Origin of the sequence: Rhodococcus sp. IEGM 1307, from assembly GCF_030056915.1 — a bacterium.
GTDB lineage: Bacteria > Actinomycetota > Actinomycetes > Mycobacteriales > Mycobacteriaceae > Rhodococcus_F > Rhodococcus_F opacus_D.
Genome location: NZ_JASHKW010000006.1, coordinates 118184 through 132828 on the forward strand (window position 1 = coordinate 118184; position 14645 = coordinate 132828).

The 14645-nt window shown below is 70.7% G+C and carries 13 protein-coding genes; 9 read left to right on the plus strand and 4 right to left on the minus strand.

All coding sequences use genetic code 11. The features are described from left to right. Positions 1 to 82: 82 nt before the first annotated feature. The 6 genes from QM841_RS13460 (at position 83) to QM841_RS13485 (ending at position 6016) form a co-directional block, all read left to right on the plus strand. Positions 83 to 1258 (plus strand): AAA family ATPase, encoded by a 1176-nt coding sequence (locus QM841_RS13460; protein WP_280784554.1) that lies wholly within the window; start codon positions 83 to 85, stop codon positions 1256 to 1258. Then, positions 1255 to 2229 carry a DUF58 domain-containing protein gene (locus tag QM841_RS13465; protein ID WP_280784550.1) on the plus strand — a complete coding sequence of 325 codons (975 nt, stop codon included), beginning with the start codon at positions 1255 to 1257 and terminating at the stop codon, positions 2227 to 2229. Before QM841_RS13460 ends, QM841_RS13465 begins: the two co-directional genes overlap by 4 nt. Continuing rightward, entirely contained in the window at positions 2226 to 3206 is a 981-nt protein-coding gene (locus QM841_RS13470) for a VWA domain-containing protein (RefSeq protein WP_009480477.1), read from the plus strand. The genes QM841_RS13465 and QM841_RS13470 overlap by 4 nt, the downstream gene beginning before the upstream one ends. A gap of 63 nt (positions 3207 to 3269) precedes the next feature. Continuing rightward, positions 3270 to 4019 carry a 3-oxoacyl-ACP reductase FabG1 gene (gene fabG1 / locus QM841_RS13475; RefSeq protein ID WP_005241843.1) on the plus strand — a complete coding sequence of 250 codons (750 nt, stop codon included), beginning with the start codon at positions 3270 to 3272 and terminating at the stop codon, positions 4017 to 4019. Positions 4020 to 4067: 48 nt separating this feature from the next. After that, positions 4068 to 4865: an NADH-dependent enoyl-ACP reductase InhA gene (gene inhA / locus QM841_RS13480; RefSeq protein ID WP_005241845.1), complete on the plus strand. Its 798-nt coding sequence runs from the start codon at positions 4068 to 4070 to the stop codon at positions 4863 to 4865. Positions 4866 to 4906: 41 nt separating this feature from the next. Next, entirely contained in the window at positions 4907 to 6016 is a 1110-nt protein-coding gene (locus QM841_RS13485; RefSeq protein ID WP_283332366.1) for a ferrochelatase, read from the plus strand. Here QM841_RS13485 and QM841_RS13490 read toward each other — a convergent pair. Next, positions 5982 to 6791, minus strand: a complete 810-nt coding sequence (locus QM841_RS13490) for an Rv1486c family protein (RefSeq protein ID WP_280784548.1) — start codon at positions 6789 to 6791, stop codon at positions 5982 to 5984. The genes QM841_RS13485 and QM841_RS13490 overlap by 35 nt on opposite strands. A gap of 67 nt (positions 6792 to 6858) precedes the next feature. Between QM841_RS13490 and QM841_RS13495 the strand changes: the two genes are divergently transcribed. Genes QM841_RS13495 through QM841_RS13505 form a run of 3 tightly spaced genes read left to right on the plus strand, consistent with a single transcriptional unit; the run spans position 6859 to position 9341 of the window. Then, complete coding sequence (locus QM841_RS13495; RefSeq protein ID WP_283332367.1) at positions 6859 to 7698, plus strand: DUF3097 domain-containing protein; 840 nt, start codon at positions 6859 to 6861, stop codon at positions 7696 to 7698. 8 nt (positions 7699 to 7706) lie between these two features. Continuing rightward, positions 7707 to 8138: an NfeD family protein gene (locus QM841_RS13500; RefSeq protein WP_283332368.1), complete on the plus strand. Its 432-nt coding sequence runs from the start codon at positions 7707 to 7709 to the stop codon at positions 8136 to 8138. Beyond that, positions 8139 to 9341: an SPFH domain-containing protein gene (locus QM841_RS13505; protein WP_280784545.1), complete on the plus strand. Its 1203-nt coding sequence runs from the start codon at positions 8139 to 8141 to the stop codon at positions 9339 to 9341. On the opposite strand, the gene QM841_RS13510 is transcribed toward QM841_RS13505, so the two are convergent. Genes QM841_RS13510 through QM841_RS13520 form a run of 3 tightly spaced genes read right to left on the minus strand, consistent with a single transcriptional unit; the run spans position 9322 to position 14640 of the window. Continuing rightward, positions 9322 to 10047 (minus strand): thioesterase II family protein, encoded by a 726-nt coding sequence (locus QM841_RS13510; RefSeq protein ID WP_283332369.1) that lies wholly within the window; start codon positions 10045 to 10047, stop codon positions 9322 to 9324. The two genes, QM841_RS13505 and QM841_RS13510, sit on opposite strands and share 20 nt — an antisense overlap. 4 nt (positions 10048 to 10051) lie before the next feature. Further along, on the minus strand, positions 10052 to 14356 hold the full coding sequence (locus QM841_RS13515) for a type I polyketide synthase (RefSeq protein ID WP_283332370.1): 4305 nt from the start codon (positions 14354 to 14356) through the stop codon (positions 10052 to 10054). Then, the gene (locus QM841_RS13520) at positions 14353 to 14640 is read right to left on the minus strand and encodes an acyl carrier protein (protein ID WP_283332371.1); all 288 of its coding nucleotides are present in this window, start codon (positions 14638 to 14640) and stop codon (positions 14353 to 14355) included. Before QM841_RS13520 ends, QM841_RS13515 begins: the two co-directional genes overlap by 4 nt. Positions 14641 to 14645: the final 5 nt, after the last annotated feature.

The window sequence follows — 14645 nt, forward strand, 5'->3', positions numbered from 1 at the left end:
ATTCTTGGTGACCTCACGTGATGATGCGGTATCGGAGGGTGCAGCCCGGAAGGAGTCGCCCGCGAAGGCCGCTCCCGAAGGTGTGAAGAACGGGGGTGCGGCCAACGGATCGGGTCCCCAGAACGTCACCGCGCCGAATGCACCCTCACAGAACACGGGCACGCAGAGCGCGACGACGAAGACGGTCGCGCCCAATCTCGCCGCCGACGTCCAGACGCTGGAACGCGCGATCTACGAGGTCAAGCGCGTGATCGTCGGGCAGGACCGGCTCGTGGAGCGGATCCTGGTCGGTCTGCTCGCGAAAGGGCACGTGCTGCTCGAGGGTGTGCCCGGTGTCGCAAAGACCCTGGCCGTCGAGACGTTCGCGAAGGTGGTCGGCGGATCCTTCTCGCGTGTCCAGTTCACCCCCGACCTGGTGCCCACCGACCTGATCGGTACGCGCATCTACCGGCAGGGGCGTGAGGAGTTCGACACCGAACTCGGACCCGTCGTCGCGAACTTCGTGCTCGCCGACGAGATCAACCGCGCGCCGGCGAAGGTGCAGTCGGCGTTGCTCGAGGTGATGGCCGAGCGGCACGTCTCGATCGGCGGCAAGCGGTACCACATGCCCGACCCGTTCCTGGTGATGGCGACGCAGAACCCGATCGAGAACGAGGGGGTGTACCCGCTGCCGGAGGCGCAGCGCGACCGCTTCCTGTTCAAGATCCTCGTCGACTACCCGACGGTGGAGGAGGAGCGCGAGATCGTCTACCGGATGGGTGTCGATGCGCCGGAACCCCACCAGGTCCTCGATCCCGAGGAGCTCGTCCGCCTGCAGAAGGTCGCGAGCGGTGTCTTCGTGCACCACGCGCTGGTCGATTACGTGGTGCGGGTCATCGCGGCCACGCGCACGCCGGCCGAGTTCGGTCTCCCCGAGGTCGACGGCTGGATCGCGTACGGCGCGTCGCCGCGCGCGACGCTGGGCATCATCTCCTCGGCCCGCGCGCTGGCGTTGCTGCGCGGGCGTGACTATGTGGTGCCGCAGGACGTGCTCGAGGTGATCCCGGACGTGCTGCGTCACCGTCTCGTGCTGTCCTACGACGCTCTCGCCGACGAGGTCAGCCCGGACGACGTCATCTCCCGCGTGCTGCAGACCGTGGGTCTGCCGCAGATCGCCGCACAGCCGACGACGGTCCCGGCCGCTCCCGCCGGTCACCACGGACCGCCCGTCCCGTCCACGTCGGTGCCCGGACCGACGGCGATGAGCCAGCCACGGTGAGTGCGCGTACCGCCGGTGCGCAGAGTTCCGGCCCGCCGCCGTCGTTTCGCTCCGGCGAACTCCGTGATCCCAAACTGTCCGCCGCGCTGCGGACGCTGGAACTGACCGTCCGCCGCCGCCTCGACGGGGTGCTGCACGGCGACCATCTTGGCCTGATCCCGGGCCCGGGCTCCGAACCCGGTGATGCCCGCGAGTACCAGCCGGGTGACGACGTGCGTCAGATGGACTGGTCGGTGACCGCCCGGACGACGCACCCGCACGTCCGGCAGTCGGTGGCCGACCGGGAACTCGAGACGTGGCTCGTCGTCGACCTGTCGTCGAGCCTCGACTTCGGTACCGCCGGCTGCGAGAAGCGGGACCTCGTGGTGGCGGCTGCCGCCGCCGTCACGCACCTGACCAGCGGCGGCGGGAACCGGATCGGGGCGATCGTCTCGACCGGCGCCCAGACCACCCGGATCCCGGCCCGCGGCGGCCGCATCCACGCGCAGGCGATGCTGCGTCAGATCGCGACCACCCCGCACGCCCCGGACGGGGTGCGGGGCGACCTGCAGGGTGCGGTGGAGTCGTTGCGCCGACCCCAGCGTCGCCGCGGTCTGGCCGTCGTCATCAGTGACTTCCTGGGGCCGATCGACTGGGAGCGGTCGCTGCGGGCGATCTCCGGCCGCCACGACGTACTCGGGGTCGAGGTGCTCGACCCGCGAGATCTGGAATTACCCGACATGGGGGATGTAGTGCTGCACGATCCGGAGTCCGGACGGACCCGCGAGTTCACGACCACACCGCAACTGCGCGCCGACTTCGCGCGGGCCGCCGACGAGCACCGCCTGCAGGTGGAGCAGTCGTTGCGGCGCTGCGGCGCCCCGCTGCTCAGTCTGCGGACCGACCGGGACTGGATCTCGGATGTCGTGCGGTTCGTGTCCGCCCGGAAGCACAGTTACGGGACCGCGACGAACCAGAGGTCCCGCCGGTGAGCCTTTCCCAGTTCACCTCACCGTGGTGGCTGCTGTTCCTCCTGGTCGTCGTGGCATTGGTCGCGGGATACGTGTGGGTGCAGCGTCAGCGGCAGAAGCACACCCTCCGGTTCACCAACTTCGCGCTCCTCGAGAAGGTGGCGCCGTCGCGGCCGGGCCGGGCCCGGCACATTCCGGCGCTGCTCATGGTGCTGGCGCTGGTGTTCTTCAGCGTGGCGCTGGCCGGACCGACGGAGGACAAGCGGGTTCCGCGGAACCGGGCCACCGTGATCCTCGTCATCGACGTGTCGTTGTCGATGAAGGCGACCGACGTGGAACCGACCCGGCTGGCCGCGGCGCAGGACGCCGCGAAGTCGTTCGCCGACGGGCTCACCCCCGGCATCAACCTCGGTCTCGTCGCGTTCGCAGGCACGGCCTCGGTGCTGGTGTCGCCGACCACCAACCGGGAGGCGTCGAAGGTGGCGATCGACAATCTGCAGTTGAGCGAGCGGACCGCCACCGGTGAGGCGATCTTCACCTCGCTGCAGTCGATCGACACCCTGGCCGCGGTGCTCGGCGGCAGTGATCAGGCGCCGCCCGCCCGCATCGTGCTGCTCTCGGACGGCAAGCAGACGGTCCCCGAGAACCCGGACGATCCGCGCGGCGGATTCACCGCCGCCCGGCAGGCGAAGGACAAGGACGTCCCCATCTCGACGATCTCGTTCGGCACCAGCTACGGCAAGGTCGAGATCGAGGACGAACGCATCCCCGTGCCCGTCGACGATCCGTCGCTGCGGGAGATCGCGAATCTCTCCGGGGGCAGCTTCTTCACGGCGTCGAGCCTGGAGGAACTGCGCGACGTCTACGACACCCTCGAGGAGCAGATCGGTTTCGAGACCACCCGCGGCGACGCCAGCCGCCCTTGGCTCGTGCTCGGTGTCCTGTCCGCCACGGCGGGGCTGATCCTCGCGCTGGTCCTGCGTCAACGGCTGCCGTGATCTGCGTTCCACCGCGGCCCCGCGCTTCCACTCCCGCACATCTGAACAGATAGGTTGATCCCCATGTCTACCCCACAAACTACTGACGCGTCAGTTAGGACGGTGTCCACTCCCCGGTCGGTGCTCGTCACCGGCGGCAACCGCGGGATCGGCCTCGCTGTCGCGCAGCGCCTCGCGGCGGACGGCCACAAGGTCGCGGTCACGCACCGCGGCTCGGGTGCGCCCGACGGGCTGTTCGGCGTCCAGTGCGACGTCACCGACACCGAGTCGGTCGACCGCGCCTTCAAAGAGGTGGAAGCGCACCAGGGTCCCGTCGAGGTTCTCGTCGCGAACGCCGGCATCACCGACGACACACTGATCATGCGGATGACCGAGGAGCAGTTCACCTCCGTCGTCGACGCCAACCTGACCGGCGCGTTCCGCGTCGCGAAGCGGGCCACGCGGTCGATGCTGCGGGCGCGGTTCGGCCGGTTCGTGTTCCTCGGGTCGGTCGTCGGTCTGGCCGGTGGTCCCGGCCAGGTGAACTACGCGGCGTCGAAGGCCGGTGTGGTCGGCATCGCGCGGTCGCTGACCCGTGAGCTCGGTTCCCGGTCGATCACCGCGAACGTGGTGGCCCCGGGATTCATCGACACCGACATGACCGCGGTCCTCGACGACAAGTACAAGGACATGATCACCGGCGCGGTTCCGCTGCAGCGGCAGGGCAAGCCCGAGGAGGTCGCCGCGGTGGTGAGCTTCCTGGCCTCCGACGATTCCGCCTACGTCTCCGGCGCGGTGATCCCCGTCGACGGCGGCCTCGGCATGGGCCACTAGCTCTCCCCACCCCACTTCCCGGACTTTTTCTTCACAGGAGGACACCTCATGGGCGGATTGCTCGAAGGTAAGACCATTCTCGTCACCGGCATCATCACGGACGCGTCCATCGCGTTCCACGTCGCCAAGGTCGCCCAGGAACAGGGCGCCAAGGTGATCATCACCGGCTTCGACCGTCTCCGGCTGATCGACCGCATCGCGCAGCGCCTGCCGCAGCCGGTGCCGCCGGCGCTGGAACTGGACGTGCAGAACCCGGAGCACCTCGCGAGCCTCGCCGACCGCATCCGGGAGATCGCGCCCGAGGGTGTCGACGGCGTCGTGCACTCCATCGCGTTCGCGCCGCGGTCCTGCCTGGGCAGCCCGTTCTTCGACGCACCGTGGTCGGATGTGGGAGTGGCGTTCGAGGTCTCCGCCTACTCGTACGCGTCGCTGTCGAAGGCGCTGCTGCCGGTGCTGAACGACAACGCGTCGATCGTCGGCATGGACTTCGATCCCGCGCGCGCGGTGCCGTTCTACAACTGGATGGGCGTCGCCAAGGCGACGCTCGAGTCGGTGAACCGGTATGTCGCCAAGGAGGTCGGCGAACGCGGTATCCGCTCGAACCTCGTCGCGGCCGGCCCGATCAAGACCCTCGCCGCCAAGGCCATCGCCGGTACCGCCACCGACGACGCCAAGCAGATGAACGAACTGAACACGGCGTGGGACGAGCGCGCGCCCATCGGCTGGAACGTCGACGACCCGGAGCCGGTCGCGAAGACCGTGTGCACCGTGCTGTCCGACTGGCTTCCCGGCACCACCGCGTCGATCATCTACGTCGACGGTGGCGCCCACGCGATGGCCGGCTAGGGCACTACCCGGGGAGTGCGCCCCGAACGGCACCACGGAAGATGGGGATCATGATCGCTGCGAATTCGACGGACGGTTCCGGTTCCCGGTTCGATGCCCTTCTCGTGTTGTCGTTCGGGGGTCCGGAGCAGCCCGCCGACGTGCGCCCGTTCCTGGAGAACGTCACCCGGGGCCGGGGGGTGCCGCCCGAACGTCTGGACGCGGTCGCCGAGCACTACCTGCATTTCGGGGGTGTGTCGCCGATCAACGCCCTGAATCGAGACATCATCTCCCGCGTCGAATCCGAATTGGCAAGCGCCGGAATGGATCTGCCCGTCTATTTCGGTAACCGGAACTGGCATCCGATGGTCGAGGACACCGTCGCCCGGATGGGCGCGGACGGGGTGCGGTCCGCTCTCGTGTTCCCGACCTCGGCGTGGGGCGGGTACTCGGGCTGCAGGCAGTACCACGAGGACGTCGCCCGGGCGCGGACCGCGGCCGGGGACGGGGCACCGCACCTGCTGAAGCTGCGGCAGTACTACGACCACCCGCTGCTGATCGGGGCGTTCGCCGACGCCGTCCGCGAGGCCGCGGCGCAGCTCCCCGCCGGGCGGCGGGCCGACGCCCGCCTGGTGTTCACCGCGCATTCCGTGCCGGTGTCCGCGGACGTCAACGCGGGACCGCCCACGGAGGGCGGTCATCTCTACAGCCGGCAGGTGGCCGAGGCGGCCCGGCTCACCGCCCGCGCCGCCGGCTTCGACGACTTCGACCTGGTGTGGCAGTCCCGGTCCGGGCCACCCCAGGTGCCGTGGCTCGAACCGGACATCTGCGACCACCTGGACGCCCTCGCCGGCCGCGGGGTGGGCGCGGTGATCGTGTGCCCGGTGGGATTCGTGTCCGATCACCTCGAGGTGGTGTGGGATCTCGACACCGAGGCCCGGGACAGGGCGGCCGAACTCGGCATCGACTTCGTACGCGCGGCCACCCCCGGAACGGATCGGCGGTTCGCGGAACTCGTCGTCGCACTCGTGGCCGAGCAACTGGCCGGCGCACCCGCCGAGCGGCTCGGGTCCGAGCCGCTGCTCGGTTCGACCCTCGACGGTCGGTCCTGCGCGGTCGACTGCTGCAGGGCCGTGGTCAGGCCGTCAGGCCGTCCCGCGCACACGCATTGACGGCGGCGGTGCGCGCCGAGCGCACCGCCGACCGCAGCGGCCGCAGTAGGTCTTCGAGCGTGGCCGCACCCGACGCGGACACGGTGCGCGCGGGGGCCATCTGCTCGGCGACCGTGAGGATCGCGGCCACCTGATCGGCCGAGTCCAGGATCCGCAGCGCCCGCGGGGCGATCGTCGTCGGATACCGGTGCCGCGCGGACTGCGCCAGCGCGTCGGCGATCAGCGCGCGCGGGTCGGCGCCGAAACCGGAATCGAGCATGTGCAGCGCCTCGAGCGCGGCCGCGGCGTCCCGCACCGCCTGCCGCATCGTGAACTCGGCCTCACCCAGCCCGGTGTGGTGGGCGTCGAGGGGAAGCCGCTCGATCGTCGACACCGTCCAGCGCAGCACGTCCGGACCCTCGACGTGCGGGACCAGCCCCGTTCCGGACCGGCCGGGCGGTCCGACGAGCACACCCTCGCCCGCGCTGATCGCGGCGGACGCGAACTCGGTGCCCGCGGGAAGCCCGCGCACGTCGCCCGGCCCGGGCAGCACCAGCCGGATCTCGGTCTCGGGCTGCGACACGGAGCGGCGCATCGTCTGCAGCAGCGCCGTCACCCCGGCGTCCTGCGGGTGGGGCCACGGCAGCCCGGTGCGGCCTGCCGTCCCCTCGTCCTCGGCGCAGGCGAGATGCATCGGCGCCCACGCGTGGAGGGCGTCGATGACGTCGTCGGGTGCACTGTTCCCGGCGAGCCAGGAACTGGCCCACACGGTGAGAGTGGCGCTGGGTGAAGTCACGATAAACGAGCATATGTCGGCGTGGCGGCGTGTGCGTAACGGCGCCGCTGGCATAGCGTCAGCGCCCGTGAGCGGAGGCGACAGATACGGCGACATCTTTTCCGGACACCCACGCGCGCGGAAGCCCGTGACGCCGACGGTCCCGGCCGAGCGGGACCTGGTGGTCGAGGACGCCGGCACCGGTTTCTGCGGGGCGGTGGTCGGGTTCGAGCGCACCTACGACGGCGATTTCGTCCGCCTCGAGGACGGGGCGCGGCGCACCCGGTTGTTCGCGATGCGGGAGGCGGCGTTCCTGATCGACGGGAAGCCGGTCACCCTGGTCCGCCCGGCGGCCAAGCCCGCCGGACCGGCCACCACCCGATCGGCGTCGGGATCCACCAAGGTGGAGGGGCTGCGGGCCCGGACGGCGCTGGCGAGCCGGATCTGGGTGGAGGGTGTGCACGACGCCGCCCTCGTGGAACGGGTGTGGGGGCACGACCTGCGCGTCGAAGGTGTCGTCGTCGAGCACCTCGAGGGTCTCGACAATCTCGGGGAGCGGCTCGCCGAATTCCGGCCCGGCCCCGGACGGCGCGTCGGTGTCCTCGTCGATCACCTCGTCACCGGATCGAAGGAGACCCAGCTGACCCAGGGGCTCGGTCCGGATGTGCTCGTGACCGGGCACCCGTTCATCGACGTGTGGGAGGCGGTCCGCCCGTCGGCGGTGGGCATCGAGGCGTGGCCGAAGATCCCGCGCGGTGAGGACTGGAAGACCGGGGTGTGCCGCGAATTGGGGTGGGGGACACCGCGCGACGGCTGGCGCCGGGTCTATTCGGCCGTCAACACGTTCCGGGACCTGGAGGCGCCGCTGATCGGGGCGGTCGAACAGCTGGTCGACTTCGTCACCGTCGGTTCCGGAGATTCTGGTTAGATGGTGTTGTGGCTGCATTGATTTGGCTGGTAGCGGGGGTGCTGCTCGCCGCCGCGGAAGCGTTGACGGGGGACTTCTTCCTCCTCATGCTGGCGGGCGGTGCGCTGGCCACGGCCGGGGTCACCGCGCTCACCGACTTCCCGGTCTGGGTCGACGCGGTGATCTTCGGGGTGCTGTCCCTCGCCCTGATCCTCGGGGTGCGGCCGGTGTTGTTGCGTAAGTTCGAGACCCCGCCGCCGACCCCGACCGGGATCGAGGCCCTGACCGGCAAGCAGGCCCTGGTGCTCGAGGAGGTCGCCGAACACGCGGGGCAGATCAAGCTCGGCGGCGACGTCTGGACGGCCCGCCCGCTCGACAGCACGGAAGTGTATCCACCGGGAACGACCGTGACGGTAATGCAAATTGACGGCGCGACCGCCGTCGTATGGAGGGGACCGTAGATGGCAGCGCTCATCGTGTTGATCGTGCTCGTGTTGTTCGTCGCCCTGGTGGTGGCCAAATCGGTGGCGCTGGTGCCGCAGGCCGAGGCCGCGGTGATCGAGCGACTGGGCCGGTACGCGCGGACCGTGTCGGGCCAGCTGACGTTCCTGATCCCCTTCGCGGACCGCATCCGGGCCAAGGTGGATCTGCGTGAACGGGTGGTGTCGTTCCCGCCGCAGCCGGTGATCACCCAGGACAACCTGACACTGAACATCGACACCGTCGTGTACTTCCAGGTCACCAACCCGCAGGCCGCGGTGTACGAGATCAGCAACTACATCGTCGGTGTCGAGCAGTTGACCACCACCACGCTGCGCAACGTCGTCGGCGGGATGACGCTGGAGGAGACGCTCACCTCCCGTGATTCCATCAACGGGCAGCTGCGTGGCGTGCTGGACGAGGCCACCGGCCGGTGGGGTCTGCGCGTGGCCCGGGTCGAACTCAAGAGCATCGATCCGCCGCCGTCGATCCAGGAGTCGATGGAGAAGCAGATGAAGGCGGACCGCGAGAAGCGGGCCACCATCCTCACCGCCGAGGGGCACCGGGAGTCGGCCATCAAGACGGCGGAGGGCGACAAGCAGTCCCGCATCCTCGCCGCGGAGGGCGCGAAGCAGGCGTCGATCCTCACCGCGGAGGGTGAGCGGCAGTCCCGCATCCTGCGGGCGCAGGGTGACCGGGCCGCGAAGTACCTGCAGGCGCAGGGGCAGGCGAAGGCGATCGAAAAGGTGTTCGCCGCAATCAAATCCGGCAAGCCCACCCCCGAACTCCTCGCCTACCAGTATCTGCAGACGCTGCCGCAGATGGCGCAGGGCGACGCGAACAAGGTGTGGCTGGTGCCCAGCGACTTCGGTGACGCCCTCAAGGGGTTCGCGAAGACCCTCGGCGCGCAGGGGCAGGACGGGGTGTTCCGGTACGAACCGTCCACCACGGAGGAGGATCTGCCCAAGCCCGAGGACGATTCGGAAGAGGTCGCCGACTGGTTCGAGACCAAGTCCGACCCGGCCATCGCGCAGGCAGTCCGCGCCGCCGAGGTCGAGGCACGTCGTCCAGTCGACGGTCCGGGACCGCTCGCGAACCCCGGTGGCGCCGACGAGCATCCGCCGCTGGATCCGGGGGGAGCGCCCGGGCAGCTGCCGCCGCCCGTCACCCCGCCGGGACAGTAGCGGCGTACCGGCGCAGCACCGGCCGGAGCACACGGAAGAGTTGTTCGGGTGTGTGCTCGAGGTAGAAGTGATCGCCCGTCATGATGCGCACCTCGCGCAGCTCGGTGGTGTGCCGATCCCAGGCGCGGAGATCCCGCTCGCCGACCAGCGGATCGGCGTCCGCGCCGAGCACGTGCGTCGGACAGGGAAGCGGCGGGTCTGCGGGATCGCGGTACCCGGTGCAGAGGCGCAGATCGTCGCGCAGTGCGGGGAGGCAGTGGTCCCGCCATGCCGGCCGGGCCGGGAGGTCGGCGGGCAGACCGCCCGTGGCGCGCAGCAACTCGATCAGGGCCGGGTCGTCCAGGTCGTCGACCGGCGGCAGCGGCGAGGGCAGGTGCGGCGCCGAGTACGCGGACAGCAGCAGCGCCCGCGGGAGCGGGCGCCCGGCCGCGCGCCGGCGGCACGCGAGCCGGTACGCCACCAGCGCACCCATGCTGTGCCCGAAGAAGACGTGCGGCTGCGTGAGCGGTTCGGCGAGTTCGGACTCGAGTGCGGTGACGAGGGACTCGACGTCGGTGAATCCGGCCTCGCCGGCACGGCTCTCCCGGCCGGGCACGTGCACGGGCCACACCGACACGTGCGGGCTCAGGGCGCGGTGCCAGTGCCGGTACGTCGAGGGTCCGCCGCCGGCGTGGGGGAAGCAGAACAGCAGGAGGGGGCCGGGCACGGCGCTACGCGGCCGCGACGAGCGTGGCGAGTTCGTCGGCGAGAGCTGCCACCGTGGACCGGATCTGGTCCTCGGTGTGGCACGAGGTGACGAAGAAGCGCAGCCGCGCGAGGTCTTCCGGCACGGCCGGGTAGAGGATGGGGTTCACGTTGATGCCGCGCCGGAGCAGTGCGTTGGACAGGGCGAGGGTGCGGAGTGAATCCCCGACGATGCACGGGATGACCGGGGTGTCCTTCGAGTCCCCGGTGTCGATTCCGGCGTCCGTGGCGAGCTGCAGGAAGAGCCGGGAGTTGCGCCGCAACCGGTCCAGTGCCTCGGGTTCGGCGCGCATCTGCCGGATCGCGGCCAGGGACGCCGCGGCATTCATCGGCGTGATCCCGACGCTGTAGACGAAGCCGGGCGTCGTGTACTTCAGGAAGCGGATGAGCTCGGCGCTGCCCGCGACGTAGCCGCCGCAACCGGCCAGGGCCTTCGACATCGTGCCGGACCACAGCTCCACGTCGTCGCGGTCGACGTCGAAGTGCTCGCCGATGCCCCCGCCGGTGGCGCCGAGCACCCCGATGCTGTGCGCCTCGTCGATCATCATCAGCGCCCGATGCTTCTTCTTCACCGCGATCATCGCGGGCAGGTCGGGGATGTCGCCGTCCTGGCTGTAGACGCCCTCGATGACGATGAGGACCCGCCGGTACTGCGATCGGATCGCGGTGAGGAGGGCGTCCAGCGCGGCGTGGTCGTTGTGCGGGAAGGGACGCCGGGTGGCGCCGGACAGGGCGCAGCCCTGCAGGATGCTGTCGTGCGCGAGGCTGTCGTGGATGACCAGGTCGCCCTCCCCGAGGAGATGACCGATGACCGTGACGTTGGTGGCGTGTCCGCTGACGAGGGCGATCGCGTCCTCGGTGCCGAGCAGGCCGGCCAGTTCGGCCTCGAGTTCCTGGTGTACCGGTTTCTCCCCGGACAGCAGCCGACTGGCCGAGCAGGAACTGCCGTAGCGGGCGACCGCGTCCTGCACGGCCGAGACGACGGCGGGGTGCCCGGACATGCCGAGGTAGTTGTAGCTGGAGAAGTTGACGACGTCCGCGCCCCCGATCGTCGACGTGTCCCGGGTGACGCCGTCGTTGACGAGGAAGTACGGGTTGGTGACCCCGAGCCCCTCGGCGGAGGTCAGCCGTGCGGCGAGCGCCTGAACCTCCGGGAACTCCGTGATGCGGAACTCGGGTGCCACGGTCCGTTCCGGTTCCGGGACAGCCGTCACCGTGCGGCGCGACCCGGGTGCGTGGTGCGCGGTCACGTGTTCGATCACATCGCCGAGTGTGCGGCTCGGTGAGAACCAGTGCGGTTCGACGACGAGACCGGGGAAGGCGCGGCTCACCCCGCCGAACAGGTCGGTGATCATGATCGAGTCGAATCCGAGGTCGCCGACGATCGTCTGCGTCGTCTTCAGTGCGGCCGCGGGGAATCCGCTGACCCGGGCGACTTCCGTGCGGACCCTGGTCGCGACGTCGCCGACGGCTGTCGCGGGACCCGGCCCGGCGTCCGGCGTCGCCGCCGGCGCGGGCGCGGGGAGGGCAACCGTGGGAGCGCCGTTGGCGGCAGCGGCGAGAACGGCGGCCTGTTCCCGGAAGAGCGCGATCAGCTGGTCCATGGTGGTGTCCTCGGGTTCTCGTGTGACGGTGGGCGATGCGGTGACGGTGGCCTGGACCGCGGCGGCGGGTGCGTCCCCGGGTGTCCAGAAGCGGGCGGTGGTGGCGAACTGGTATCCGCTGAGCCGCCGCCGGACCCGTGAGTCCGGTTCGTACAGCGCATCCCACGCGGGGTTCAGTCCGTCCCGGTACAGGGCGGCGACGGTGTCGGGGAGTTCGGCTCCGGTCGCGGCGGGACCGGGGCACGGTGCCAGGTGCCGCGCGGGCGAATCGGGATGGGCGCGGGCGACGAGCGGCAACAGGATTCGTGCGGGGCCCACCTCGATCAGGTGGGTCGGATCGCAGGTCAGGGCGGCCGCGGTGGCGTCCGCGAACCGCACGGTCGCCGTGATGTGGTCGGTCCAGTAGGCCGCGTCCATCGGCTCGTCGACGTCGAGCAACCGGCCGCGTGTGGTGGAGAAGATCGGGATCTCGGGCTGTCGGTACGTGCAGCCGGCGGCGACCTCCGCGAACGCGTCCTGCATCGGCGCCATGGCGGGTGAGTGGAAGGCATGCGACACGGTGAGCCGGCGGACGCGGAGTCCGGCCGCGGTCAGTGCGGCGCCGAGGCGTTCGAGTGCGTCGGCCGCCCCCGACAGCACCACGTCCCGCGGCCCGTTCACCGCCGCCAGCGCGGCCGCGGGTTCGCCGGCGAGCAGGTCGGCGACCTCGTCCGGGGTGGCCCGGACCGCGAGCATCGTGCCGCCGGCGGGCAGTTGCTGCATGAGCCGTCCCCGCGCGACGATCAGCCGGCACGCGTCGTCCAGGTCGAAGACGCCGGCGTGCGCCGCGGCGGCGTACTCGCCGACGCTGTGACCGACCAGCCACGCCGGTTCGACACCCAGCTCGCCGAGCGTCCGGGCGAGCGCGTATTCGACCGCGAACAGGGCGGGCTGCGCGAACTCGGTCCGGTGGATGTCGTCACCGGCATCGAACAGCATCTCCCGCACCGAGCGGCCCAGATGCGGTGTCATCCGCTCGTCCACGTCGGACAGTGCCCGCCGGTAGCCGCCGTGGTGCTCGTGCAGCGCGCGGGACATTCCCGGGTGCTGCGCGCCCTGACCGGTGAAGAACCAGCCGATGCTGACGGGGCGGGCCGCGCCGGACAGCGACGCGCGCAGGTCTTCGTCGGCCGCGACCGCGCGCAGCGCCGCGACGGCCTCGTCCCGGTGGTGTGCGGTGAGCGCGAGGCGGTGGCGCCCGGATGCCTTGACCGTGTTGGTGGTCCAGCACACCCGGCCCAGATCCGCGCCGGGTCGTGCGAGATCGTCGGCCAGGACGGCGGCGGTGCGGGCGAGGCCGTCCGGGTTGTTCGACGACAGGGTGAGCACGCCGCCGCCGGTGCTCGGCGCGGCCGGGGTGGTGGCGGGCGCGGAGGCCAGCAGCATGTGGGCGTTGGTGCCGCCGAGGCCGAAACTGCTGACGGCGCCGTGCGCGTCGCCGCCGGGCAGCGTCATCGCCTCGGACAGGAGCCGGAGGCCGTTGTCCGCCAGGCGGAGTCGCGGGTTCGCGCCCTCCGCGTAGCGGCTGGGGGGTACCACGCGGTGGTGCAGGGAGAGTGCCACCTTGATCAGGCCGGCCACGCCGGCCGCCCCCTCCGTGTGGCCGAGATTGCCTTTGATCGATCCGATCGCGCACGGCTGCGGCCGGGTCACCCCGTGGACGTGGCCGAGGGCCTTGACCTCGATCATGTCGCCGAGCACCGTCCCGGTGCCGTGGGCCTCGACGAACGCGACCTGGGCGGGCGTGACACCGGCACGCCGGTAGGCCGTCTCGACGACCTGCTGCTGGGCCCAGCGGTTGGGTGCGGTGATCCCGTTGCTGCGGCCGTCGTTGTTGACGGCGCTGCCCTTGATCACCGCGTAGATCGGCAGGCCCTCGGCCTGCGCGTCCTCGAGCCGGCGCAGCACGAGCACCGCGACACCCTCGCCGCGACCGATGCCGTCCGCCGTCCCGCTGAACGGTTTGCACCGGCCGTCCGGTGCGGACAGCCCGGCCTGGGTGTAGAAGACGTTCACCGTGGGGGTCAGGGTGAGGTTGACGCCCCCGGCGAGGGCCTGATCGCATTCCCCGGACCGCAGCGCCGCGCAGGCGAGATGGACGGCGACGAGGGACGACGAGCAGGCCGTGTCGATCGCCATGCTCGGGCCCTGCAGGTTCAGGTGATAGGACACCCGGTTGGCGGTCATGAAATAGCCGTTGCCGCTGCCGAGTTGGGGGGTGATACGCGAGATGTCACGCATCTGGAGATTCCACTCGTTGGCCATGACGCCCACGTACACGCCGGTGCTCGACCCTGCCTGCGCCCGCGGGTCCAGGGCGGCGTCCTCGAGCGCACGCCACGCCGCCTGCAGCAGCAGCCGCTGTTGTGGGTCCATCGCCGCGGCCTCGCGGGGCGCGATGCCGAAGAATTCGTGGTCGAACGCGTCGGCGTCGGTGAGGAATCCGCCGTTGCGGTTGTTGACCGCGCCGGGACCACCGGCGGCGTCGAAGACGTCGTCCGCGTTCCATCTCGAGGCGGGGACATCGGTGATTCCGTCGCCGCCGCCCATCAGCAGCGCCCACAGCGCGTCGGCGTCGGGTGCCTGCGGGAAGCGGCAGTCGAGGCCGACGACGGCGACGTCGGTCATGAGGCCGTCCGGTATCGGGCTGCGGCCTCGCCGACGACGAAGACGGCCATTTCGGCGATGGTCGGATACTCGAACACCACGGTGGGATCGAGTTCGAGGTCCCAGCGGTCCTCGATCTCGCCGCACAGGCTCACCGCGGACACCGATTCGATTCCCAATTCGGCGAGGGGCAGGTGGGGGTCGACCTCGCGCACCGGTTGTTCGGTGTGGAAGGCCACCCTGCCGGCGAGCCAGTCGGCGACGGGCGCGTGGTCGCGCGGGATGCTCTGTTCGGGAATACGCATGGGTG